18 protein-coding genes and 1 pseudogene are annotated in these 24,104 nt (G+C 33.2%); 8 read left to right on the top strand and 11 right to left on the bottom strand.

The features are described from left to right. Positions 1-100 precede the first annotated feature (100 nt). Complete coding sequence (locus IPK14_08360) at positions 101-988, bottom strand: SWIM zinc finger family protein (protein MBK7993427.1); 888 nt, start codon at positions 986-988, stop codon at positions 101-103. A gap of 10 nt (positions 989-998) precedes the next feature. Further along, positions 999-4,334, bottom strand: coding sequence for a DEAD/DEAH box helicase (locus IPK14_08355; GenBank protein MBK7993426.1), 3,336 nt, complete (start codon positions 4,332-4,334; stop codon positions 999-1,001). 325 nt (positions 4,335-4,659) lie between these two features. Here IPK14_08355 and IPK14_08350 point away from each other — a divergent pair, with 325 nt between their 5' ends. The 5 genes from IPK14_08350 to IPK14_08330 all read left to right on the top strand — a co-directional run bounded on the left by IPK14_08350 (position 4,660) and on the right by IPK14_08330 (position 8,020). Then, on the top strand, positions 4,660-4,896 hold the full coding sequence (locus tag IPK14_08350; protein ID MBK7993425.1) for a hypothetical protein: 237 nt from the start codon (positions 4,660-4,662) through the stop codon (positions 4,894-4,896). A 147-nt stretch (positions 4,897-5,043) separates the two neighbouring features. Further along, positions 5,044-5,280, top strand: coding sequence for a hypothetical protein (locus tag IPK14_08345; GenBank protein ID MBK7993424.1), 237 nt, complete (start codon positions 5,044-5,046; stop codon positions 5,278-5,280). 85 nt (positions 5,281-5,365) lie between these two features. Beyond that, positions 5,366-5,917 carry a hypothetical protein gene (locus IPK14_08340; protein ID MBK7993423.1) on the top strand — a complete coding sequence of 184 codons (552 nt, stop codon included), beginning with the start codon at positions 5,366-5,368 and terminating at the stop codon, positions 5,915-5,917. Beyond that, the gene (locus IPK14_08335; protein MBK7993422.1) at positions 5,914-6,684 is read left to right on the top strand and encodes an ATP-binding protein; all 771 of its coding nucleotides are present in this window, start codon (positions 5,914-5,916) and stop codon (positions 6,682-6,684) included. Before IPK14_08340 ends, IPK14_08335 begins: the two co-directional genes overlap by 4 nt. A gap of 862 nt (positions 6,685-7,546) precedes the next feature. After that, positions 7,547-8,020: a hypothetical protein gene (locus IPK14_08330; GenBank protein ID MBK7993421.1), complete on the top strand. Its 474-nt coding sequence runs from the start codon at positions 7,547-7,549 to the stop codon at positions 8,018-8,020. Between the two features lie 199 nt (positions 8,021-8,219). On the opposite strand, the gene IPK14_08325 is transcribed toward IPK14_08330, so the two are convergent. The 6 genes from IPK14_08325 to IPK14_08300 form a co-directional block, all read right to left on the bottom strand. Further along, positions 8,220-9,668: a sigma-54-dependent Fis family transcriptional regulator gene (locus IPK14_08325; GenBank protein ID MBK7993420.1), complete on the bottom strand. Its 1,449-nt coding sequence runs from the start codon at positions 9,666-9,668 to the stop codon at positions 8,220-8,222. Between the two features lie 6 nt (positions 9,669-9,674). Beyond that, a complete protein-coding gene (locus tag IPK14_08320; protein MBK7993419.1) occupies positions 9,675-10,703 on the bottom strand; it encodes a response regulator in 1,029 nt (342 codons plus the stop codon). Positions 10,704-10,711: 8 nt separating this feature from the next. Continuing rightward, entirely contained in the window at positions 10,712-11,635 is a 924-nt protein-coding gene (locus tag IPK14_08315) for a response regulator (protein MBK7993418.1), read from the bottom strand. A 371-nt stretch (positions 11,636-12,006) separates the two neighbouring features. Further along, positions 12,007-13,470 carry a hypothetical protein gene (locus IPK14_08310; GenBank protein ID MBK7993417.1) on the bottom strand — a complete coding sequence of 488 codons (1,464 nt, stop codon included), beginning with the start codon at positions 13,468-13,470 and terminating at the stop codon, positions 12,007-12,009. Beyond that, entirely contained in the window at positions 13,439-15,037 is a 1,599-nt protein-coding gene (locus IPK14_08305; GenBank protein MBK7993416.1) for a hypothetical protein, read from the bottom strand. Before IPK14_08305 ends, IPK14_08310 begins: the two co-directional genes overlap by 32 nt. Before the next feature lie 248 nt (positions 15,038-15,285). Then, the gene (locus IPK14_08300) at positions 15,286-15,531 is read right to left on the bottom strand and encodes a hypothetical protein (GenBank protein ID MBK7993415.1); all 246 of its coding nucleotides are present in this window, start codon (positions 15,529-15,531) and stop codon (positions 15,286-15,288) included. Positions 15,532-16,093: 562 nt separating this feature from the next. Between IPK14_08300 and IPK14_08295 the strand changes: the two genes are divergently transcribed. After that, the gene (locus IPK14_08295) at positions 16,094-16,579 is read left to right on the top strand and encodes an FHA domain-containing protein (protein ID MBK7993414.1); all 486 of its coding nucleotides are present in this window, start codon (positions 16,094-16,096) and stop codon (positions 16,577-16,579) included. Positions 16,580-16,652: 73 nt separating this feature from the next. Here the strand turns inward: IPK14_08295 and IPK14_08290 are convergent. Both IPK14_08290 and kdsB read right to left on the bottom strand, forming a co-directional pair. Then, a pseudogene (locus tag IPK14_08290) lies at positions 16,653-18,355 on the bottom strand (CTP synthase). 26 nt (positions 18,356-18,381) lie between these two features. Next, complete coding sequence (kdsB, locus tag IPK14_08285) at positions 18,382-19,179, bottom strand: 3-deoxy-manno-octulosonate cytidylyltransferase (protein MBK7993413.1); 798 nt, start codon at positions 19,177-19,179, stop codon at positions 18,382-18,384. 170 nt (positions 19,180-19,349) lie between these two features. Here kdsB and IPK14_08280 point away from each other — a divergent pair, with 170 nt between their 5' ends. Both IPK14_08280 and IPK14_08275 read left to right on the top strand, forming a co-directional pair. Beyond that, positions 19,350-21,785 (top strand): protein kinase, encoded by a 2,436-nt coding sequence (locus IPK14_08280; GenBank protein MBK7993412.1) that lies wholly within the window; start codon positions 19,350-19,352, stop codon positions 21,783-21,785. A gap of 156 nt (positions 21,786-21,941) precedes the next feature. Beyond that, entirely contained in the window at positions 21,942-23,333 is a 1,392-nt protein-coding gene (locus IPK14_08275) for a hypothetical protein (protein ID MBK7993411.1), read from the top strand. Positions 23,334-23,357: 24 nt separating this feature from the next. Here the strand turns inward: IPK14_08275 and IPK14_08270 are convergent, their stop codons facing one another. Beyond that, positions 23,358-24,086, bottom strand: coding sequence for a carbon-nitrogen hydrolase family protein (locus IPK14_08270; GenBank protein ID MBK7993410.1), 729 nt, complete (start codon positions 24,084-24,086; stop codon positions 23,358-23,360). Between the last annotated feature and the right edge of the window lie 18 nt (positions 24,087-24,104).

Raw genomic sequence — 24,104 nt, 5'->3', positions numbered from 1 at the left:
ATTAGGAACTCTTGCTATTATGATGAGGCCATAGCATTTTATACCAAGAAACTCCCTTTTACAGATGTAACTGTTCAAAAGTTTTCATTTTATTAAAATATTATTTATCGAAAGCTTTTTCAAAAGCTTTTTCTGATAAATTTCTATAGATTTCTGAGAATATTTTTTCTAGACTTTGTTCTGCAATAGCTAAGTTTAATGGCTCTAGTTGTCGTATTATTGCATCTGGTATAGAAGGTTTTTCTGGTTGAAAAGAAAGCTCTGAAAAGCTTGCTCTGGCTTGCCAAAAATTGCTCAAACTATCATTTAGGCTTAGTATAGGCACTTCGGGCATATTTGTAGTTGAAATAGCTTGTTCTTCAGCTTTATCAGCACTAGAAATACTACCAACATTAACTCCTCTAAGCAATCTTAGTCTTTCAATTAACTCTTCTTTAGTGCGACCTCTCCATGTAAAAAGTAAAAACGGGTCTTCATCAAACTGTTCTGCCAAAATATAGTAGACTGCTGCTATGTGCTTACAAGGGTTTGACGAATCTGGACAACTACAGGCTGTCTTAAGATCCGATACTCTGCTTGGAAATAATGATAGTTTTACTTCTGTAAATGCCTCTTCAATATCTTTAGGCATATCTCCTGCTAGTAAGCTTGCTAGAAATATTGCTCTTTCCACCAAAGCTTTTTCTACTTGTTCCCATTCTTTTTTAGATAAGACTTTTAGTTTTATTGTGATTTTATAAGGAGTTGCGCGTGAGCCTTGCACTTTAGCACTTACTAAGCCTGCTTCTATACTGATGTTTAGAACTTGTCCTCTATGAGCATAGTTACGACCTCTATCTAGTCTTGCTCCTATGTTAAATGAATGCAAAACGTCTAAAAATCTTTTTGACCACCAGGTTTCTCCTATTGTCCCTCTTTGCTTTTTGGTTTTAATTCCATCTTTAGCTGGACGCGGCCCAGAGGAGTTTCTTCTATACCAACCCCACATAAGTTTCCTCCTATTTAGAATTTTGGCTTAGGGCTTTTTTTGAGCTTGCCGTTTTGGTTTTTGTAAAAGCTTTAGATGCAGATTCTGAGACTGCATCTTTTGATAATGCAACAAGTTGGCGTAATTCCTTATTTGACAGTTCAGTTAACCAACCTTCACCAGTTCCAACAATGTTGTCGGCTAATTCTTTCTTTTGTTCAATAAGGAGGTCTATTTTTTCTTCTATTGTGCCAATGCAAACAAATTTTCTTACTTGAACATTTTTAGTTTGCCCAATACGAAAAGCTCGGTCGGTCGCTTGTGCTTCTACCGCAGGGTTCCACCACCTGTCAAAGTGAATAACGTGCTGTGCTGCTGTTAAATTAAGCCCTACACCACCAGCTTTAAGAGAGAGTATAAAAATTGCTGGCCCATTGGCTGATTGAAATCTCTCTACCATTTCATCACGAGCCTTTTTAGTTGTTGCACCCTGTAAAAAAAGGATTTCACAGCCAAATTTTTCCTGTAAATGAGATTTAAGCATTTTTCCCATTTCAGCAAATTGGCTAAAACAAAGTACTTTATCTCCAGCATCTAAAATTTCTTCTATGATTTCTTCTAGTCTAGCCAACTTACCTGAGCGTTCTGCTACACTTGAACCATCTTGCAACATTTGCACAGGGTGATTACAAACCTGTTTTAGTTTCATCAATGTAGCTAAAACCATGCCTTTACGTTCAATACTTTTTTCTTCACTTTTTTCAATCTTTTGCATCATTTCATCTACTACAGCTTGATAGAGTGAAGCTTGTTCAGATGTGAGATTGCAAAAGACTTTCATCTCTATTTTTTCAGGTAAATCTTGAATAATCTTTTTATCTGTTTTTAACCTACGAAGAATAAATGGCTGTGTTAATTGCTTGAGTAGAGTGGCTTTTTCTTTGCTTCTGTAACGCTCTATTGGAGTAGAAAACTGCTTACTAAAATTGCTAGCTGACCCAAGCAAACCAGGATTAAGAAATTCCATTATTGACCAAAGTTCTGACAACCTATTTTCTACAGGTGTTCCAGTCAATGCAATTCTACTTTGGCTCTTAAGACTGCGAATAGCTTTAGTTTGTTTAGCATCAGGGTTTTTAATATTTTGTGCTTCATCTAAAACCACTCTTGCCCAGGTTACTTCTAAAAGTAAACTTTGATCTCTGGTAGCTAATCCATAAGTAGTTATAACTAAATCTGCTTTTTGTGCTTCTTCTACAAACTCTTTGTCTGTAAGGCGTTCAGACCCATGATGAATTTGTACTTTTAGGCTTGGAGCAAAACGTGGTGATTTTCTTTGCCAATTTTCTACTACTGACATTGGACAAACTAACAATGTAGGATTTTGCTTTTTATTTGAGTTTTGTCTTTCTAGTACAAGCAAGGCTAGAAGTTGAACGGTTTTTCCTAACCCCATGTCATCAGCTAAACAAGCACCAATCCCTAAATTATTCAAGAAGTTTAACCAAGATAAGCCTCTTTCTTGATAAGGTCGCAGTTTACCAACAAAGCCTTTTGGAGCTTTTTGTTCAGTTAATTTCTGCTCATTATTTTCAGCTAGAAACTCCTTTAGCCAACCAGAAGTTTCAAAACCAACAACAGGGACACCTAATTTTTCACCTTCTAACCCTAAACCTACACGCAAGACTTCATTTACAGTCATTTCTCCTGATAGGTGTTTTTTCTCAAAAAAAGCTATTGCAGCTTGTATTTCTTCAGATTTAAGCTCAACCCATTGTCCACGTATTTGAACTAAAGGCACTTTTAACTTAGCAAGTTTAAGAAAATCTTCATAAGAAATTTCTTCTTCACCAATGGCTAATTTCCATTGGTAATCACAAATTCCTTCTAGTCCAAGTAAGTTTGAGCCTGTAGCCTTGCCTTTTGTAGGTTGAGCAGTAAGTTTTGCACCTGGGCGTAGTAATGGACGACCATACCAACTAGGAACTAGCACTCCAAAACCAGATTGTTCAAGAAGCGGCATTATTTCTCTTAAAAACTTATAAGCTCCTGTTGTGTCTAGATATAGCGAAACAGGTTTAGCTACTTTTAATGCTGATTCAAGCTCTGGATATAAACGAATAGATTTACCAAGATCTGTTAAAAGTCTTTCTTGTGGACTCTCAAAGTCTCTGGAAGAAAACTTAAGGACTTTACCTTTTGTCTTCCAAACTATTTCAGCAGGCACCAACAAACTTTTGTCATCTATCGCTTGCAAAAGAAAATCTATTTTCCATTCGTTTGTTGTTTGCAAATTTAGCTCTTTTTTTAATTCACTTTCTTCAGCAATTTTCTTTGTATTTTTTTTGGTCGTCCGCTTAATTTCAACAAATTTAGTCTCTGAAGGAGGTTCAGAAAGGCGAAAACATGTACGTAGTTGTCCTGTAGCTCTAAAAGCAGAGTTATGCCAATGGTTAATTACTTTATATAAAGCATTTAGCTCTGTTTTGTCAGTAGTTATTTCAGGCTCTGAAAGTAGAGCAGTTAACCATTCCTGATGGGCGGAAGAGTATTTTTTACTGCTAGTAAAAAACTTAGTCCCTGATAAAGTTTTTCTAACTAGACCATCAACTAGACTTTCTAAAGTTAGTTGAAAAATGGTGGTGATGGTAGTACTTGGCTTAGGAGTTCCTATTATCCAACATAGCGAGAGAGGCATTAACTCCATTAATTGTTTTGCTTGCAATAATTCTACATCAGTATTTACTACAGGTTGCCAACGTGCAAAAAAACTATCTTGTCTTTTTTCTAGGGCCGGAAGAACTTTTCCTTGAACAACTAATTTAAGGGCAAATTTAGCTAACTCGCTAAAAAATAACAAAGAATCGCTAAAAATTATTCCTGATGGGGCTTTTGTAGGTAAAGATAACAAAAGGTCTAAAGCTAAATCCGTTTTTACTTCTAAGCTAGGAACTTGCCAAGCAGATAGTTCTTTTGGTTTATGCTCAGGAATTAAATCTCTAAATAGTGGATGAGAAGGTTGAGGTAAGTTATCAGCCGTTGGCAAAGATAATTTAACTAAAGTATTGTTATCTTTATTGCCATCAGCAGTTTTCTTAGCCAAAAGCCTGCTTGATAATATTTTATTTTCTGGATCTAAAAGCTTTTTGTCTATTTGAAAGGATGAGCTTATTATTTCTAGGATGGAATTAGTAGAGCAAACAAAAGGATGTTCTAGGATTTCCGTTTGCTGTTTTTTGTTACCTTTATTTGCTAACTTATTTTTTTGTGTCTCTCTTTTGGCTAGAAATTGCTCAAAAAGCTCTAAACTTTCAACCCAAATTGCTAAATTGCCAGATGGTAGCCATGTAGTATTTAGTATTATCATATAATTGTCATTAATAGGCCAAATTACAAATAATAAGCAATATATTTTTTACAAAACAAAATATCAACTAATATTGGTGTTTTATCAAGTTATTGTTCTACTTGTCTTACAACTACCAGTTCTGAATAAATCAAAACAAAAAACATAGGTATAAAGTATTAATTGAGGGACTAAGTCAAAGAGAAGTAGCCCGTCAACTAAATATAGATAAAGAAACAGTAGCTAAATACTTGAAAGAAGCAGAACCTAAGAGAGTAGAAAAAAAAGCACGAGAAAAACCTGTAACTGAAAAGGTAGGAGGAAGAATAGATGAACTATTAGTAGAATGGCGAAGGAAAACAACAGCAAAACAACGAATCACTTCTACAATAATACACAAGCAATTGATAGAAGAAGATATATAGTAGGAAAAACAACAATAAAACGTTACTTAAGAGAAAAGAAGGAGACAAAAGAAGTCTATATACCACTAGTGTATAGAGCAGGAGAAGTAGCACAAGTAGATTATTTTGAAGTGGCAGTAAAAATAAAGGAAGAAGAGAAAAAGTATGGAAGTTTTTAATGAGATTGCAGTACAGTGGATATGAATATATATGGCTATATGAAAATGTGACCAATTATCGCTGTTGGATGGGATAAGAGCATTTAAGGCACTAGGAGGAATACCACAAGAATAGTTTATGACAATTTAAGTCTAGCAGTAAAAAAAGTGCTAGGAGGAGAAAGAGAATTAACTGATAAATTTAAATCTTTGGTAAGCCATTATCTGTATGAACCGTGTTTTACTAGAGTAGGAGAGGGACATGATAAAGGAGGGGTAGAGCAAGCAGGTAAAAATATCCGACTACAACATATGACTCCAATACCCCAAGCAGATAGCCTAAAGCAAATATCAGAAGAAATACAAAACCAAATAAAGACTTCTATCACAAAAGCTAAATGCTGAGAGAATAAGTGTAGCTAAAGCATTTGAGGAGGAAAAGTACCTCAAAGCCTTACCAGAAAGGGAATTTGACCCTAGAGTAATGGTAATGTGTAAAGTAAGTAATAAAGCTCTAGTAAGAATAGAAGGAGCAGATTATGCAGTACCACAAACTTGGGCAAGACTAGACGCTAAAGCCTACATAGGAGTAGAAGAAATTACAGTTGCTTGTAAAGGAACGGAAATAATTTTACCTAAACAAGTACCAGGAAGCCGATACATACGCTACCGCAATTACTTACCAGAATTAGCCCGCAAGCCACAAGCAGTACGCCAGGTTGCTCCAAATTTAGTTACTGAGTTAGGAGAACCATTTCCTCAATTGTGGGAGATGCTCAGTAGTGTTTATGGAGGGCGAGAAGCAGGACGAGTTCTTTCACGTATTTTAGGAGCAGTTCTTGAACATGGAGAAGAAGAAGTTAAAGAAGCACTAAGAAAATCTTTGGCAGTAGGTAAAATAGATCTACTAGCATTAGCTAAGAAACTACAAGATAGTAGTATAACTTTAGAAATAGATTTACCAGAGAATTTACAGCAATTTGAAATAGAAAAAGCTAAAGCTAAAGACTATGACTGGATGCTTGCAGGAGGTAAGCTATGATAAATACTACACAAGATGCAATAATAGTAGAGTACCTAAAAGCATTAAAAATGCCAGCTATAGCTCGTGATTATACAGCAGTTGCACGGTGTGCAAGAGATGGACAATGGCAGTATGAAGAGTTTCTAAAAGAGCTTTTGGAAAAAGAGGTAAATAGCCGTTCTGAGCTTGCTGCTGCTTACAGGTTAAAAATTGCCCAATTTCCAGAGATAAAAACCCTAGAGCAAGTTGATTGGACAGCCTTAGAAGGAATATCAAAACCAAAAATTCTGGAGCTTTCTAGTGCAGAATATATAAAGAAAGCTGAGGATGTAATTTTAGCTGGCCCCATCGGTACAGGAAAAACAATGCTGTCAATATGCCTAGGAATAGAAGCTACTCGCCGAGGTTACAATGTATTGTTTGCTAGAGCAGCATCTTTAGTTCGCTCATTAATAGAGGCAAAGGACGAGCGCAGTTTAACAAAGTTACATCAACGGCTACACAAAGTAGAGTTACTAATTGTTGATGAACTAGGTTTTGTTCCTTTTGATCGTACTGGAGGAGAGTTGCTCTTTAATCTATTAGCTGAACGCTATAGTCGTCGTTCAACTATTGTTACTACAAACTTAGCTTTCAGTGAATGGGTTCAAGTCTTTGGTTGTGAAAAACTTACTACTGCTTTACTTGATAGACTTGGACATCATTCTCATATCCTTACTACTAAAGGGAGTTCCTTTAGAACTGTCAAACGCCGTAAAGCTCAACTCCTGTTGGCTAAACAGTAGGCCATAAGTAGGAGTGAAACGACGCACTATGGCCGCTTAACTTTCAACTTTTTTACTTACTTTTTGGTCGCCTAAACAGTAGGCCATAAGTAGGAGTGAAACGACGCATGGTCGGTTTAACTTTCAACTTACTTTTTACTTACTTTTGGTCGCCTAAATAGTAGGCCATAAGTAGGAGTGAAACGACCCATTATGGCCGGTTTAACTTTCAACTTATTTTTACTTACTTTTGGTCGCCTAAATAGTAGGCCATAAGAGGAGTGAAACGACGCAATATGGCCGGTTTAACTTTCAACTTATTTTTACTTACTTTTGGTCGCCTAAATAGTAGGCCATAAGTAGGAGTGAAACGACGCACATGGCCGGGTCTCATTTTTACTTTGGAAAAAAGACATTTTCATTGCCCTTTCTTGAGCATTCGCCGTAGGCGTAAGGTTCTTTATTTGAATTGTCTTTTTTGTTGTCCGTCGTAGATGTATTGTTTTTATTGACTCTTTTTTGATTTACTAGTATTTTAACTTAACTCAACCCTGATCTAAAGTGACCGGATTTTTACCCGCCCAATGTCTGGTTTTCCAATGGCCCTATCCATCTGAATAAATCAAAACAAAAAACAGTAATTAATAATTATTCAAAGCTAGGATTGTAATGTTAGGCGTATTTACGGTTGAAAAGTACGCCAATGGCTTGTAGTGTGATTTGATACATTTTATAATGTATTGCGTAATCATATACATTTAGCGTTTTTGCTAGAAAGTATTAACTAGTCTGTAATTTACAAGAGTTTTGTATTAACTAAAAGTACAACATCAAAAGTTGTTCTAAATCTTAAGTCTAAAGGTTGACTGTAAAGGAGGTTGATATGAAAAACATTACATTAGATGATTATGTAGAACTAGCTAAATCTAATGAACAGATTAACAAAGACTTTGTAGCTAATCCAATATTAGCAATGAAAGTAAGAGGAGTAGATTTTGATGAGAAGATGTTAATTGAAAACATTTCAGCATCAAATACAGTGACAGAAGAAGCTGTACCAGCACCAAGTTTTGAAGCATTCTGGTGGGGATATAGGATTAGAATACCAGCAGAGTTTCTAAAATGGATATCTGCAGGAGGGATATCTGTAGGAGCAGTTATACTAGCACTAGCACCAATATTACTAGCATTAGGGCCAATATTAGGAACAATAGCAGCAGGAGTAGTGGCATCACTAGCAGTGTATTTGTTGACTCAATATACAGTGCTTATTATCAAAGCAAATGAATGTGGTGGAAGTGTATGTTTGGATGCTCTATGGATTACACCAGTATTTTGGGTAGCAACTTGCGGTTAACTGTTCTAACAATTAGAAGTATACCAAGTATTTAGCAGCTAAATTTTGATCAATGATGGATAGTTTTTACTATTGGTAATGATATAAAAGGGGTCGTGATATAAAAAAGTTGGCACTTGGTTTGTACATCAATTTAACAAAGGGCTACAACTGCACTACCAATTTCACTCAAACACGGCCCCTTTTTTCATTGCTTTGTTTATAACTCTTTTACCCTCTTTTTGGTGTCTAGTTTTACAGATCCACTATGAAGACTAATTTTATAATCTTTTAGTTTTCTTTTTAATGTTGTTAAAGAAATATTTAATGCTTGTGCTGTATGAGTTTGGTTTTTACCAAGTTGGTTATATATTTTTTCTATATATTGCTTTTCTAGCTCCTCTAAAGTAAAAATTCTGTTTTCTATAACTAAATTTTCACTCTCTTCAGAATGGTTATCTTTACTTTCAAAATTGCTTATTAATTTAGAAGGCTGTAGTTCTGGGCCAGGTTGTAAAATTATACAACGCTCAATAATATTTCGTAATTCTCGAACATTACCGGGCCATGAATATTTTTTTAGTAAATCAAGTTCTTGGTCAGATAAAAATAAATTGCGAGTGGGAGCAAACTTTTTAATAAAGTGATAACAAAGTTGTGCTATATCTTCAGACCTTTGGCGTAGAGCAGGTATTTGAATATTAATCACACTTAAACGATAGAATAAATCGCTTCTAAGTTTACCATTCTCTATAGCTTGTTTTGGATTAACATTTGTTGCTGCAATAATTCTAACATTAATATCTTTATAGTTTTCTGCTCCTAAACGCCGGACTTTTCGCTCTTCTAACACACTTAACAATTTGGATTGTAAAAGTACAGGCATTTCTCCAATCTCATCTAAAAACAAAGTCCCATCATTAGCTAACTCAAAAAGACCTTTACGGCTAGATGTAGCTCCAGTATAAGCTCCTTTTTCTACACCAAATAGTTCTGCTTCAATTAAGCTTTCTGGTAAAGCAGCACAATTTATACTGATAAAAGCTTTGCGTCTTCCTTCGCTAGTGTGATGAATTGCTTTGGCAATAACATTTTTGCCTGTTCCAGTCTCTCCAGTAATTAAAACTGTTGCATCTGTTGAGGCTGCACGTCTAATAAGTTGATGTATTTCCGAAAAAGCTTCTCCACTACCTATAAGCAGATTTTCATTTTTTTCCTGGCTATTAGTGTAGTTATGAATTTGTTCCCATTGTTGAAGGCTTGCAACAGTTTTTTCTGCCTGGCTAATTCTAGATAAATGAAGTGTTCTTTGTTTAAGTACAATCCAATTAAGGGGTTTAGTAATATAATCTGTAGCACCAGCAGCAAATCCTTTTTCTATAGAGTCAACATCTGAAAGAGAGGTGACAAGTAAGATAGGAATATCTGTTGGAGTTTCACGAATTTTTTTACAAGCTGTTAGTCCAGCCATTTCAGGCATAGCTATATCCATTAAAATTACACTTGGTTGTAGTTTTTGATAAAGTTCTACACCTTCTTTTCCATTAGTAGCTTCAACCACTTGATAGCCATCTCGTTCAAAAAGCAAGCGTACCATTCTACGAACATTTGCATCATCATCAACAATCATTACTTTGATTTCAGAGTTTGGTTTTAATGAATTAGTCATATTTTATTACCTTATAGGACTATTAGGGCTATTTGTACCCAATAAAGTTTCATTTATTAATTTCAGCAAATCTTGTGCCATATAGGGTTTAGCTAAAAAACTTGCTGCTCCTTGTTTTAAGGCTTCAGAAACTTCTTCTGCCCTTGCTAGTCCGCTAGTAATAATAATTTTTATATTTGGAGAGATTTTCTGTAGTACACGAATCAAAGCTATACCGCTAATTAAAGGTAAGTGTAAATCTAGCAATACTACAGCTACTTTATCTTTGTACTCATTATAAGTAGCTATTGCTTCTACTCCATCGGCTGCAAATATTGCTTGGTAGTTTGCTGATTCAAGTGTGGCTTTGATAATTTCACATAAGGCTAGCTCGTCATCGATAATAAAAACTAACTCTCCATTACCTAAATATATTGGTAAAGAAGCTTCTATTGTTTTGATATTTTCCTTCTTTTCATAAGCAGGCATATAGAAACTAAAACAACTACCTTCACCTAATTTACTATTTACTTGAATAATACCTTTATAATTTTTAATTATTGTTTGTGCTGTAAATAAACCTAGACCTGTACCTTTATTAGCATCTTTAGTAGTAAAAAATGGGTCAAAAATTTTTTCTAAAACTTCTTCACTCATACCTATACCAGTATCAACAACATTAAAAACTACATATGCTCCCGCTATCAAACCTGTTAACTCAGGTCTAGTTGCTAAATAAGTTTGCTCTAAAAAAACATTTTCTGCAAAAACCTTAAGTTCCCCTCCCTGTGGCATTGCATCACGAGCATTAACACAAAGGTTTAATAATACTTGGGTTAGTTGTGTTGCATCTGCTTCAATCAACCATAATTCCTTTGCTGGCAAATTAACTAAAGAAATGTCTTTGGGAAAAGTATCTCGAATTATACTATGGATTTCCTTAAGTATATGTTTTGGTTGAATAGGTTCAGTGCCTTTTTTTGCTCCACTAGCAAAAATTAAAATTTGTTTTACCATTTCCGCGCCACGTTCAGCACTATTTTGAATTATTCCCAATACTTCATCTAGTTGTTTTTATTTACACCCATTTTTAGCATTTCTACACCTAATAACAATGGGGTTAAAAGATTATTTAAGTCATGTGCTATACCACTTACAAGTACACCAATAGTTTCTAAACGTTGTGACCTTAAAAGTTGTGTTTCTAGCCTTTGTTTTTCACTAATATCTTTAATCATAAGTTGTAGCGAAGGCATGTTATCCCACAGCAAGTATCCGGCTGTCACCTCTGCTGGAAAACTTTTTCCTTCTATTGTGTAAAATCTAATTTCTATATAAAGCTTATTAAGTTGATAAGTTAAGACTTTATCTAAAAAATTTTTCCAATTTTCTAAATACTCTATGTCTATTAAAAAATCAATGTTAAGACCTATTATATCCTTAAGATCTTTTACTCTAAACATTTGCAAAGAAGCAGGATTAACTAGCAATATTTCTTGCTTTTCAGAAAGTATAACTATTCCATCAGGGCAAATTTCTACAATTCGTTCAAATTTTTCTCGCTCCAGTAAAAATTGCCTATACCTATTTAATTTTACAATATTCTGTATTCTTGCTCGTAACTCTATTAAATCATATGGTTTAGAAATAAAATCATCTGCACCTGCTTCAATTGCAAGTCTACGAGACTTTGAATCTTCTAATGCTGTCACCATTACTATGGGTACTTTCGCTAGTCTTTTATCTTGTCTTATAAATTGACAGACTGTAAATCCATCTATACCAGGTAACATTATGTCTAATAAGATTAAATCAGGTTCTATTTCTTGAGCTTTTTTTAGTCCTTCTTCACCATCATCAGCAAATTCTAGTTTGTAACCATATTTTGAAAGCAAATAACCTAAAACTTTTTGCCCTTCTAAGTCATCATCAACTATTAAAATTTTAGCTGATTCTAAATCAAGTTTTTTTTCTTTGTCGTTTATCATTAATTTCTATCCCTATAAAAAATACCTATAAACTACAAACAATTATTTACTAAGTTAATTAACTTATTACAACATAGATTATATAAAAATAACTAGGTTTTTTTTATATAATATTTTATTTGATTTAGTAGTATTTTTTAGAAGCAACTAAGATGGTAAACAAAAAAAACTTTGTGAGCGCAAGTCTTGCGCCCACATATGATAATGAACAGATAAATGCAAAAAAATATCTATAAAATGAAGTATTTAAGTTATTAGGATTAAACATAACTATTTTGTAAAATTATGTCGCTCCATTCACAACTTTGTTCAACAGCTTTGGTTAGTTTATTTTTTATCCCTACTAAAGCAATAGATAGATTAATGTCTGATTATTTATCTGCTTGTTTGGACAATATTTCTAACTCAGAATTAACTTTTTCTGCATGTTCTAGTAGTTGGCCTAAAATATTGTTTAGATTAGACTTCAAGCTCTTTTGTTCATTTTGTGAGAGTAAGCTAAAAGTTTCTTGCAATTCAGCAATTAAAGCAGTTACTTTTCTAGTTAAATTATATTGTTGAGCATGAAAAGTGCTTTCTAGCATATTACCTTGAGAAAATAGAGCTATAATTTCATTTTGGCTTAAAATTAATTGTGAATACCTTAAAGGCAATTTGTTAGTTTTAGCTGTTTGGTTGATAGAATTTATAATTTCTTCCACCCTAGCAGTTAATTGTTCTTCTATTTCAACGATTCCTATATTCCTATGAGTTTCTATTAATGGTTTTAACATCAGATTTTCTGCTTTAGTAGCAACAAATTTTTGTTGGTCTGCTTTTTGGTTATTTATTTTACTAGCTTGTTTAGATAATTTTTGCCATTCATCATTGGCGTTATAAACTATCTCAAAAACTTGTGCTGCTTGTTTTAATTCATTTTGGAGAGATTCATAATCTTGAGCTAAGATTTTGTCTAAGTTTTCAATAAAGTCTTTAGCTGCTGCTAAATTTAATGTTGTTCCGTCTGTTAGCTCTCCAATAGCATTAAAGTTATTGGCTAACATACTTTTACAAATTTCTAATATGGTTGCTTTTTCTATAGCAAACTTTTGGAATTGTCTTTTTAACTCTAAATCTAGTGTAATTACTGCTAAAATAACATCTTTATGCCAAAAATCTTGTCTAAGTTCTTGTTTTAATGTGCGAGCATCTGAAAGTAAATTAGTAAGCACCAATTTATAAAAACTCCCTGTTTGACGGATTTTATTTATTAATTCTGAAGCATAAAACAATTTTTCATTTGCTTGTTCTGTCAAAGGTGAACTTTCTGGCAGTGGCATAACATAATCTAAGAGGTTATTAAAATCTTCAGGAGCAATTCTTTTATAAAGTTCTGTTAATAGTAACTCAAATTTGTTGATATCCTCTTTAAGGTTAGATCTAGTTAAACTTAGCAAATATGCTAGGGCTAATATGTCATCATAAGTAAGCTTTGAATTTTCAATATCTTGGCGTAAAAGATATGTAGGTAAATTATTGCTATTTTCCTTTAACCAAACCAAATAATTCCATAATCTTTCTCTAACTAATACCAATTGTTGTTTGATTTGCTCATCATCTTTACGTAATAATACAAACTTTAGTTGTTTTAAGGAATTTACAAGTTTTTCTTCAGTATAAGTACAACCAATAACTGCTAGTTCCCCTAACTTTTCTAAAGTCTCTTGTGTTGCTTTTAACTTGTCATAACAGCTATTTAGAAAGTCATATTGTTGTTGGAAAAAACTTACTTCTTCATTAAATGAAGGAACAAATACAACATCGCTAATTTGTGGTGTTTGTGTTAGGAATCTCATAACTACCCCCTTTACTTTCTATCAAGCTGCTAAAAGAGAAAGTACTAATTTCTGCTTTATCAAATAATAAATATACTTGTTCAATAACTGCTTCTACCTTATCTTTAATCAATACTAAGTCAAATATTTCATTTGTACTATCTTTATTAAGCTCATTAATATAATCATTAATATTACTAATAACTATTTTTGCTTCTTCCAAATAATATAAAATATTTTTTAACCCATAAATTCCCCAAGAAATACCAAGTAATTCTACTTTTGTATCATAAAAAGCTATTACTTCTTGTAACTCTATAAATAATGCTATAGCACGCCTTATTAAAATATATTTAGCTTTATCGTAAACAGTTTTTTGACTATTTCCATTCATTAAAATACTGACTTCTTTCTTATTTAAGATTAAATCTGAATATTTTAGCTTAATTATTTGCTTGGGTGCATTAACTGCTCGTTTTGCTAAAATATTAATTATATTATCAATATCTTTTTCTAACTGTTCTTCTGCCCATTTTTGTTGTAAATAATTAATATTAACTGATTTACTATAACTATTATTTTTATAAATTTGTTTATTATTTGCTGTAATCATTGTTTGTTTTGTTTTAACAGGAGTGTTTGTAATAAACCCACTACTTTCTATTATTTTATCATTCATATCTAATAAAACTTCACTATTAATGATCATCCAGCCAGATTGAGTATGATTTAACACCTCATTTGTTAAATCATACTCTTTATTTTCAGCTTTATTAACATATTCAATAAAAACATTATTATTATCAGGCAAATTTTTCTTTACAGCTTGGCGCACTACATTAGCTATATAAACTAATTTCATTAGATTTTTATAGTTGTTATTATACTCTTGATTAATCCATATATTAATATCACTAACAAATTTATATACTTTACTTAAATCTAATACACCTAATTTATTTAATTTTGGTATAAAATTAATTCCTAATAATATTAGATTTTCTACACTATATTTAATAAACTTACTTTCTTCTTCTAATAAATATATAAATTTTTCTCTTAAGTTAAGATTAACTAGAACTAAATATGATAATATCTCTGGTAGCCAGAAATAGTTTTGTAGATTATTTTTAATATTTCGTAAATCTTTAATTATATTACTGGATAATAATTGTTCAAAATTATTAATTTTATTAATTTGTTCATTTATTGTTACAATTTGTTCAATAATAGACTTTTTATTAATAGTATTTGTTATTGAATATTTATGATTATAATTAAATAAATCAATTGTATTTCTAATATTATTTAATTGTTTAATTTTTTGTGAAAGATGAGTTAATAAGGTCTCTACCTTTGCTTGATTTGCTAATTTATTGGAATGTAAATAAAACTCAAATTGTAATAAAATTACTACTTCTTGATTATTAATTTTATTTTCTTTAATAGCTTTTCTTAACTCTGCAACTGTTACTAAATTATTATTTATAATAATATTATATTTATACGTAGATAAATATTGTTTTACTAGTAAAAAAGTTATATTAAATTTTAATGCTTCTTTTCCAACTAAATTTACATTCAACATATGCTTTAATATTTGCAAATTTAGGAAAAGATTAGCTTCTATTTCTGATGTGTTTATTATTTGGCTAGTTAGCTTTTTTAGTACTTTAGTAACAGAATAAAGTAATCTAAATTCTGCTGCTACTTTCTTAAAGTCTTGCGCTATATTTGTTGTATTCTTATTTGGTACTATGCTATACATAAGATATTCTCCATTAAATACTAACTAATTACAACGCTATTTTTATAAATACCAAAAAATAAACTCTACTATTCAATAGATTTAATAACATTTAATATTTTATTAAACGTTGTAGATTGTTCTACATCCAATAATTCAAAATAGCCTTTTACCAATTTTTCAAAACAACTACTACAAATCCCTGAGCTTCTTTCAACAGAGGTAAAATCATAAGCCTCTTTACACCAAGCACATACTTTAGGAAAACATTCTTGCATAACTGAGTTTGCCATAATTTTGTCTTCCATTGTTGAATCTATATTTTGCTCCAACATAAATTAATTCCTTTAACTGATTTATTGTTTTGACCTTATACACAGCAAAATTGAAACCAAACATGCTTAAATAAATAAATAAAATTAACCATTAAATGCTTTTTTAACCTATAATTTGTTGATATGTAATGAGTTAAAAATCATATAAAGTATTTTACTATTTTGCTATTTGTTAAAATTTTATTAAGATTTTTTATTAATAGCCATTTAAACTACTAATAGTTACTGAGTCAATAATAACTAACCAATAAGATAGGATTCCAATATATAAGACACTAGAATAAAAGTGGTAGGCCAAAATAGCCTAGTAGTCCAAAATAGCCTATCAAATCATTCCTACAATAAGCATCAAATATGGTTTTCCTAATAAATTCTCCATTTATAAATAGCATTTGGCTAAATCTTCCTGATCAACTTAGTTGTGGTTAGAAATTTGCTTAGTGAAAAATTAAATTAAAGCTATTTCATAAGAAAAATTTTGAATTTAAGAGAAGGTAGAAGTATAAAACTTCTTTTTCTGTTGTTCGTAACCTCCTCTGGAAGTCAATTAAAGGGGCATTTTATGAGAGAATTATTAGGAAGCTGTCATTTATCTCTTGAACCTGCTAGACAAGCATTTTTTAAGGTTGTTCGCTCAGATATAGAAAGTTCTAGAGGTACAAACACAATAAATTTAGAAGACTTAAAAATTAAAAGTAATGCGGGAGAAGTTTGTTTAGAAGATCCTATTTATAAAGAATATGGCAGTTCTACTACAGATTCTAGTTATTTTGTAACAATAGGGCTTGAAACTTACCAACTAAAATATGGTAAAAACCGTATAGGACGTTTTGAAGATAATGATATTGTGGTAGATGATCCTAGTATTTCCCGTAGGCATTGTTGCATAGTTGTTCATTCAGATGAACAGATGGAAATCTTTGACACCGCTTCTAGAAATGGGACAAGAGTTAATGGTCAAAAGATAGTAAAATATTGGCTTAAAGCAGGTGATCAAATAACTTTAGCTAGAAAATATACCTTAATGGTCTCTGACTTTGTACAATAATCTTTAATCAATTTTTTGCTAGGAGTAACCATCTTTTGCGATTCCTCCTAGCAAAAAAACCTTAGACAATTTCTTAGGGCCTTTCTAAAAACTCTTCTTCCCAATCTGGTTCTGGCACTTTATTTTCTACCCAATTAGGTTTTCGCACCTCACTATCGCTAGTTGCTTCATCTTGAAGGCGATAATCTAAAGCTGCTTTAATAAAAGAGGTAAAAAGAGGATGTGCCGCCAAAGGACGGGATTTTAGTTCTGGGTGAAATTGACAACCTAAAAACCAAGGATGTTCAGGAATTTCAACAATTTCAACAAATTTACCATCTGGAGAACGTCCAGAAATTACTAGCCCATTTTCTGTAAGAATCTTTTCATACTCAGGATTGAACTCATAGCGGTGGCGATGACGTTCTTCTATTGTTTCACACCCATAAATGCTTGCAGCAAGACTTCCCTGTTTTAACTCACATTTATAAGCACCCAGGCGCATAGTCCCTCCCATTGCTTCTACACCAATTAAATCTCGCAGTCTATAAATAATTCTATGAGGAGTATTAGCATCAAATTCTGTGCTATCAGCATTATCTAAATGACAAACATTACGAGCATATTCAATACAAGCACATTGCATCCCTAAACAAATCCCAAAAAAAGGCACTTTTTTACGTCTAGCATAAGAAATTGCTCTTAACATTCCTGCTATACCACGTTTACCAAATCCGCCTGGAACAAGCAACGCATCCATATCTCTTAAGGGTTCTTCCCAGTCTTTTTTATCTTCCGTTATCAGACGTTCGGACTCAATCCAACAAACATTAACTTTAACCTTATTAGCAACACCGCCATGAACTAAGGCTTCAGTCAGGCTTTTATAAGAATCTTTTAGCTCTACATATTTACCAACAATCCCAATATTTACGCTTTTAGTTGAATTTTTAATAATGTCTACTAGTTTGCGCCATTCTTCTAAATTAGGGTCAGGTGCATTTAAGTTTAACAATTCAACAATTAGCTGATCTAAGTTTTCCGCTTCAAAAGCTAGTGGAACCTCATAAATAGTAGGTGCATCTTGTGCAGTAATTACAGCCTTTTCTGAAACATTACAAAATAGCGCGATTTTTTCTTTTAATTCTCTAGGCAATGGTCTTTCAGTTCGACAAAGTAAAACATCTGGTTGAATCCTATTTCTAAAAGCTCTTTAACAGAATGTTGCGTTGGTTTACTTTTTAGCTCGCCAGCACTAGCAATAAATGGAACTAAGGTTAAATGGATAAAAAGAGCATTTTGCCGGCCTACTTCTTGGCGTAGCTGACGAGTAGCTTCTAAAAACGGGAGGGATTCAATATCTCCAACCGTGCCGCCTATTTCTACAATTACAACATCCACATTTTGAGAAACATGCCGAATTGCATCTTTAATTTCATTGGTAATATGTGGTATAACCTGCACGGTTTTTCCTAAAAAATCTCCCCGACGTTCCTTTTCAATTACAGAAAGATAAATTCGTCCAGTTGTTAAATTATTACTTTTTGTCATTTGTGCAGAAGTAAAACGCTCATAATGTCCAAGGTCTAAGTCTGTTTCTGCCCCATCGTCAGTTACATAAACTTCCCCATGTTGAAAAGGTGACATAGTGCCAGGGTCAACATTGATATAAGGATCAAACTTTTGTAGCGTTACTTTTAAGCCACGAGCCTGCAATAAACAGCCTATTGAAGCCGCAGCAATTCCTTTACCTAGTGAAGATAAAACGCCACCAGTAATAAAAATATATTTTGGCATAACTTTCCCTTACTAAATTTCTAAATTTAATTTTCTAAAATCTTTTTTGCATTAAGCAAATCTGCCATTGTGTCAATACCAATAGATTTAGCAGTAACTTTTAGCACACGAATAGAATAACCTTTTTCCAGTACGCGTAATTGCTCTAAAGATTCTTGTGTCTCCAGCGGGCTACGAGGCCAAGTAGTAAACTCTAATAAAAACTTACGTCGATAAACATAAAGTCCTGTGTGCTTAAAATATTCTCCTAGCTCGTTAGGCTGATTTTTCATAGCTTCTAGCATCTTTGCTGGCTCAAAGCTTTGCTCACCCAAACAAGCAAACCTAGCAAAAGCTATTGGTGCGCGTGAAAAATACAGTGCATTACCTTGGCTATTCATTACTACTTTAACTATATTAGGATTAAATACATCTGCTAAATTCTCTATTTTCTCACAAGTAGTTGACATCATTAAGCTAGGGTCATCTAATAGCGGATTAATAGCTTGATCAATTGTGTTAGGGTCTATCAACGGTTCATCGCCTTGAACATTAACAATAATATCTGAACTTAGTTTTTCTGCTACCTCTGCAATGCGATCTGTACCTGTTTGATGATTTACACTAGTCATTATTACTGTAGCACCAAAACTATTTGCTACCGTTTTTATTCGTTCATCATCAGTAGCAATTAGCATTTCATCAACAAATTTAGCTTGTGATGTTTGTTCAAAAACATGTTGGATGATTGGTTTACCTGCTAAATTTAGTAGAAGTTTTGCTGGTAAGCGTGTTGAGCCGTAGCGGGCTGGAATAATTGCAGTAACTCTTGATCTTTGTCCCATAATGGGGTTTCAGAGTATAAAAAACTTATCTATCTGTCAAACCTTTCTTGGAGTTTATGCCCCCTTGAGATAGATTTATCTAGGTTGTTTGTCTGTTGTAATCTAGTTATTTAATTTATTATTTTTTATAACTAAATTCTTAGAAAATTTGTAAAGAACTTTTACGAAAAATGATTAAGCAAAAACAACCAGATTTTAAGGGAACAGAGCGTTTCTTAATCCAACGTTGCATTGGCTCAGGTGGCTTTGGCGTTGTTTATGAAGCTTATGACCAAGAACGTAAAGCGGTTGTGGCTCTTAAAACACTTCATGAACTAACAGCAGAATCTCTTTACTTATTTAAGCAAGAATTTCGTTTGTTAGCTGATATAACCCACCCTAATCTTATAACTCTTTATGAATTAATGTCAGATCAAGACCAGTGTTTTTTTACTATGGAATTGGTTCAAGGAGTTAATTTTCTTCAGTATGTTAGATTATATAAAGAAGAACTAGACCCAAATCTCTCTGAAACTATTAACTGTATAACATCTAGCATTAATACTGCTTCTCAAGACGAGCAAGAAACCGCTATAACACCAACTCCTACACCTAGATCAACTACTCAATCAGATTCTATAAGCCAAATACAAACTATTAGGCTTAGTGGTGAAGAAAAAACTAATGATGATCAAGTAGTAGTTTCCATAAACTCACAACCAAATTTTAAGTTTGACTCTATTCGTCTTAGAGACGCTTTAAGACAATTAGCAGCCGGTATTTATGCAATACATACAGCAGGAAAGTTACATAGAGACATTAAACCTTCAAATATTTTAGTGACTGAAGAAGGACGAGTAGTAATACTTGATTTTGGGCTAGCTATGGAGCTTGTTTCAAAAAAACAACAAGAACATATTGTTGGGACACCTGCTTATATGTCGCCAGAACAATGCGTCAACTCCACTTTAACAGAAGCTACAGATTGGTATAGCGTAGGGGTTATACTTTATGAATCACTCACTGGTAAACGCCCCTTTAGTGGTCAAGTGATGGATTTACTTTCACATAAACAACGTTTTGAACCCTTAGCACCTAGCAAACTAGTCAAAGATATCCCAAAAGATTTGGATCTACTTTGTCAGCAATTACTTAAAAAAGATCCTCAAAAACGTCCATCAGGAAAAGAAATTCTTGAGCGTCTTTCCAATAACAATTTATCTGTTTCTTCGCTCTCTTTAGATGCTGCGCGATCAATTCCTTTTGTTGGACGTGAAAGCTATATAAACACAATTAAAGAAGCTTTTAGCATAGTTAAAGAAACGCGACGCACAGTTACCATTTATGTTTATGGCAATTCTGGAATGGGAAAAAGTTCTTTAGTTCGTCATTTCCTTAAACAGTTAGATAAAAATGAAAAAGATGTAGTCGTTTTAACAGGCCGCTGTTATGAACAAGAATCTGTTCCTTATAAAGCCTTTGACAGCCTTATAGATGATTTAAGCCAACACTTAAAAGACTTAAAAAAATCAGAGCTTGAAAACCTTTTACCTGATGATGTGCTTGCATTAGCACGTTTATTTCCCGTTCTAAAACAAGTTTCAGCCATAGCTAGTCATGAAAGTAAAGTGTTAGAAATCCCTGACTCACAACAACTACGTCGCCGAGCCTTTAATGCCCTACGAGAGCTTTTAGCACGACTAGCAACAAAAACCCCTTTAATTCTTTTTATTGATGATCTTCAATGGGGAGATTTAGATAGTGCAGGGCTTTTAATTGAACTCCTGCAACCACCCAACCCACCACCTTTTTTGCTACTTACTACTTATAGAAACGAAGAAATAAAAACTAGTCCTTTTTTAACTACTTTTTTACCGCTACGAGAAAAAACAGAAGTTGAAATTAAAGATTTAGCTATTAAAGAACTTTCAAAAGAAGAAGCAAAAAAATTGGCTATTGCTTTGTTAGGCCAAGAAAATAAAGAGCTACTAGAACTTGCAGAAATGATTGCCCAAGAATCTAAGGGAAATCCTTTTTTTGTTGATGAGCTTGTGCGTTTTATGCAGTTAAGCACAACATCTACAGAGCAGACTTATACGCCTAATTTTGCTTACTTAAAACCCATCACCTCTACAAAAAATAAAATAGTAACAGCAACACAACCAATAATTGGTAGAAAAACCTTTTCACATAGTGAAGAAACCAGTTTTGCTAAATTAGACCAAGTTATTTATGCACGTATAATTAGCTTACCTGAAGATGCCCGTAAATTACTTGAAGTTATAGCTGTTGCAGGTCAACCGCTAGAAAGAGCCATTGCAAAAGAAGCCGCTCAACTTGATAGCCAAGAACAAACTACCATTGCACTGCTTCGAGCAAACCGAATGATTAGGTTAAAAGGTACTAAGCACCAAGAACAATTAGAAGCCTACCATGACCGAATACGGGAAACCGTAGTGGCTAATTTGCCATCAGAAAAATTAAAAACTCTCCATAGAAAGCTAGCTTTGCTTTTAGAAACTACAGCCGACCCAGAGCGGCTTGCAAATCATTTTTATAAAGCAGGAAATAATGAAAAGGCGGCTAAATATGCTTTTGATGCAGCAGAAAAGCTTATAACGCGCTAGCTTTTGACCAGGCTGCTCGTCTCTATCAACTTGCACTTAAACTTTGCAAACAACAAGATCCACAACAAATATGAGTTACAAGTTAAATTAGCTAACTCTCTTGCTAATGCTGGTCGAAATTATGAAGCTGCCTAAAATTTTTTAGCTGCTATAAAAATGGCTGATGAGCTTGAAGCTTTAGAACTTCGTCAACGTGCTTCTGATCAACTTGTGCGCTGTGGCTACTTAAAAGAAAGCTTTGCAGAACTAAAAATTATTACCAGTAAAGTTGGAATAAAGATGGCGGAAACTCCACTAAAAGCAATTTTGTCATTCTTAGTTAATCGGTTAAAACTTTGGTTTAGAGGTCTGGACTTTAAGCAGCATCCAGCCGATGAAGTCCCACCTGAAGTTTTGCTTCGCCTTGATACTTTTAGATCTATTGCATCAGGTCTTTCTCTGATAGATGCAACACGAGGCGTAGACTTGCAATCACGTTATCTTTTATTTGCGCTAAGAGTAGGTGAACCCCAAAGAATTTCTTTAGCTCTAGCAATTGAAGCTGGTTATTCTTCCAGTGCTGGAGGTCGTAAAGCAAAACGTACTGAAAAACTTTTACAACTTACCAAAGAACTTGCGGAACGTATTAACTACCCTTATGGAATAGCTATCTCAACCTATGTTGCTGGCATTGCAGCAGGTTGTTTTGGTCAATGGAAGCTTTGTATAGAAAGGTTTGCACAAGCTGAAGCTTTTTTACGTCAAAATTGTACTGGTGTTTCAGCCGAACTTGACACAGCAAGCTATTGGACATTTACTTCTCTTTATTTTATAGGCGATTTTAATCAGCTATTTAGCCGTATGCCAACAGTCCTAAAAGATATTCGTGAGCGTGGAAGTCTTATAGGTGAAACTATGCTTAGACTTCGCACTACATACATAAAATTTTTAGCTAATGATGAAATAGATAATGCTAAAACTGAGCTAGAAGAAAGTATTAGCCGTTGGTCACAAAAAGCTTTTCAAATGCAGCATTTTTGGCATTTATTCGGCCAAGTGCAAACCCTTCTTTATGAAGGAAAAGCAAAAGCTGCCTATGAATTACTTAAAGAAAAATGGACTAGAATTACTAGGTCATTTCTGCTACGTATACAATCTTTTTATCTTCAAATTCTTCATCTACAAGCTAGAACTATAATAGCTTTAGTTGCACAAGAGCCAAGCTTTATTTCACTATTAAAAGTAGCTAAAAACAATGCACGATTAATTGAAAAAGAAAATATGCCTTGGGGAAATGCTTTTGCTAAACAAATCTATGCAAGCATTGCAGCAATAAAAGGTGAAAAAGAAAAAGCTACTAAACTTTTAGCTGAAACAGAAAAAAATTTTGAATCCGTTGATAGGCTACTTTATGCTACTGCTGTTCGCCATCGTAGAGGTGAACTTTTAGGAAATGACCAAGGCAACCACCTAATAGAAACCTCTAGGCTTTGGATGAGCAACCAACAAATAAAAAATTCTTCTGCAATAACCAATATGTTAGTCCCTGGAAAGTGGAAAATAAATTAGCAGCAATTTCCAGTTTGAAGTTTATTAAATCATTTTTTCGACTATTTCTTGTGTATCAGTATCAATAATTAATATACCTTCGTTAGTATCATTAAGTTGGGTGAGTAATTCGCCTTTGTTATTAAAAATAGAGGATTTACCCGCACAGTCATTTCCATTAGCTTGACCAACACAATTTGACATAAGCACCATCATAGAATGTTTATTAGCAATTTCAGACAAGGCTTTAATGGCTAAATCTATTTTATGTATGGTTTTAACTACGCTAGCTATATAAATTTCTGCACCATTTTTGCAAGCATTTTCTGAATGTTCTACAACAGATATTTCATAACAAATTGCAAGTGCTATATTTGACTGCTTACCTATTAAACCTATAGTACTTTCTTTAGCAACAAAAAATTTCTCTTCATCAGGATGTAGATATAATTTTGAATAAACTTCCCTTGCTTTATGTGGTTGAAAAATAATCATACTAATAGAAATACCATCAGCATTTTTGATTGGAACTCCAATTCCTATAGTTATCTCTTTAGTGTCCGAAATATGTTGAAAATCATCAAACCTACTATCTTCTTTGTCAGTCGCTAGTTCTTTTGCTAATTCAGGCTCATAACTTGTTATTGAAAGTTCAGGAAAAATAATTAGCTCTGCTTTATTTAAAACCGTTAGGTCTATTAATTTTTTATGAGCTTCAATATTGCTTTTAATGTCGCCTTCTACAGGTTTTGTTTGTGCTACACAGATTTTCATTTTCTTGCCCTTTAAAAT

The organism is Blastocatellia bacterium, from assembly GCA_016713405.1.
Taxonomy (GTDB): Bacteria; Acidobacteriota; Blastocatellia; order Chloracidobacteriales; family JADJPF01; genus JADJPF01.
This window is presented reverse-complemented; position numbering and strand designations above follow the sequence as displayed.

What these genes read in the sequence shown, in the direction of transcription:
- IPK14_08300 (MBK7993415.1), bottom strand. Translation starts at nt 15,531, where the DNA reads ATGTTGGAGCAAAATATAGATTCAACAATGGAAGACAAAATTATGGCA.
- kdsB (MBK7993413.1), bottom strand. Translation starts at nt 19,179, where the DNA reads ATGGGACAAAGATCAAGAGTTACTGCAATTATTCCAGCCCGCTACGGC.
- IPK14_08330 (MBK7993421.1), top strand. Translation starts at nt 7,547, where the DNA reads ATGAAAAACATTACATTAGATGATTATGTAGAACTAGCTAAATCTAAT.
- IPK14_08350 (MBK7993425.1), top strand. Translation starts at nt 4,660, where the DNA reads ATGGCGAAGGAAAACAACAGCAAAACAACGAATCACTTCTACAATAAT.
- IPK14_08325 (MBK7993420.1), bottom strand. Translation starts at nt 9,668, where the DNA reads ATGACTAATTCATTAAAACCAAACTCTGAAATCAAAGTAATGATTGTT.
- IPK14_08340 (MBK7993423.1), top strand. Translation starts at nt 5,366, where the DNA reads ATGTGTAAAGTAAGTAATAAAGCTCTAGTAAGAATAGAAGGAGCAGAT.
- IPK14_08305 (MBK7993416.1), bottom strand. Translation starts at nt 15,037, where the DNA reads ATGTTGAATGTAAATTTAGTTGGAAAAGAAGCATTAAAATTTAATATA.
- IPK14_08360 (MBK7993427.1), bottom strand. Translation starts at nt 988, where the DNA reads ATGTGGGGTTGGTATAGAAGAAACTCCTCTGGGCCGCGTCCAGCTAAA.
- IPK14_08310 (MBK7993417.1), bottom strand. Translation starts at nt 13,470, where the DNA reads ATGAGATTCCTAACACAAACACCACAAATTAGCGATGTTGTATTTGTT.
- IPK14_08335 (MBK7993422.1), top strand. Translation starts at nt 5,914, where the DNA reads ATGATAAATACTACACAAGATGCAATAATAGTAGAGTACCTAAAAGCA.
- IPK14_08270 (MBK7993410.1), bottom strand. Translation starts at nt 24,086, where the DNA reads ATGAAAATCTGTGTAGCACAAACAAAACCTGTAGAAGGCGACATTAAA.
- IPK14_08275 (MBK7993411.1), top strand. Translation starts at nt 21,942, where the DNA reads ATGGCTGATGAGCTTGAAGCTTTAGAACTTCGTCAACGTGCTTCTGAT.
- IPK14_08355 (MBK7993426.1), bottom strand. Translation starts at nt 4,334, where the DNA reads ATGATAATACTAAATACTACATGGCTACCATCTGGCAATTTAGCAATT.
- IPK14_08280 (MBK7993412.1), top strand. Translation starts at nt 19,350, where the DNA reads ATGATTAAGCAAAAACAACCAGATTTTAAGGGAACAGAGCGTTTCTTA.
- IPK14_08295 (MBK7993414.1), top strand. Translation starts at nt 16,094, where the DNA reads ATGAGAGAATTATTAGGAAGCTGTCATTTATCTCTTGAACCTGCTAGA.
- IPK14_08315 (MBK7993418.1), bottom strand. Translation starts at nt 11,635, where the DNA reads ATGATAAACGACAAAGAAAAAAAACTTGATTTAGAATCAGCTAAAATT.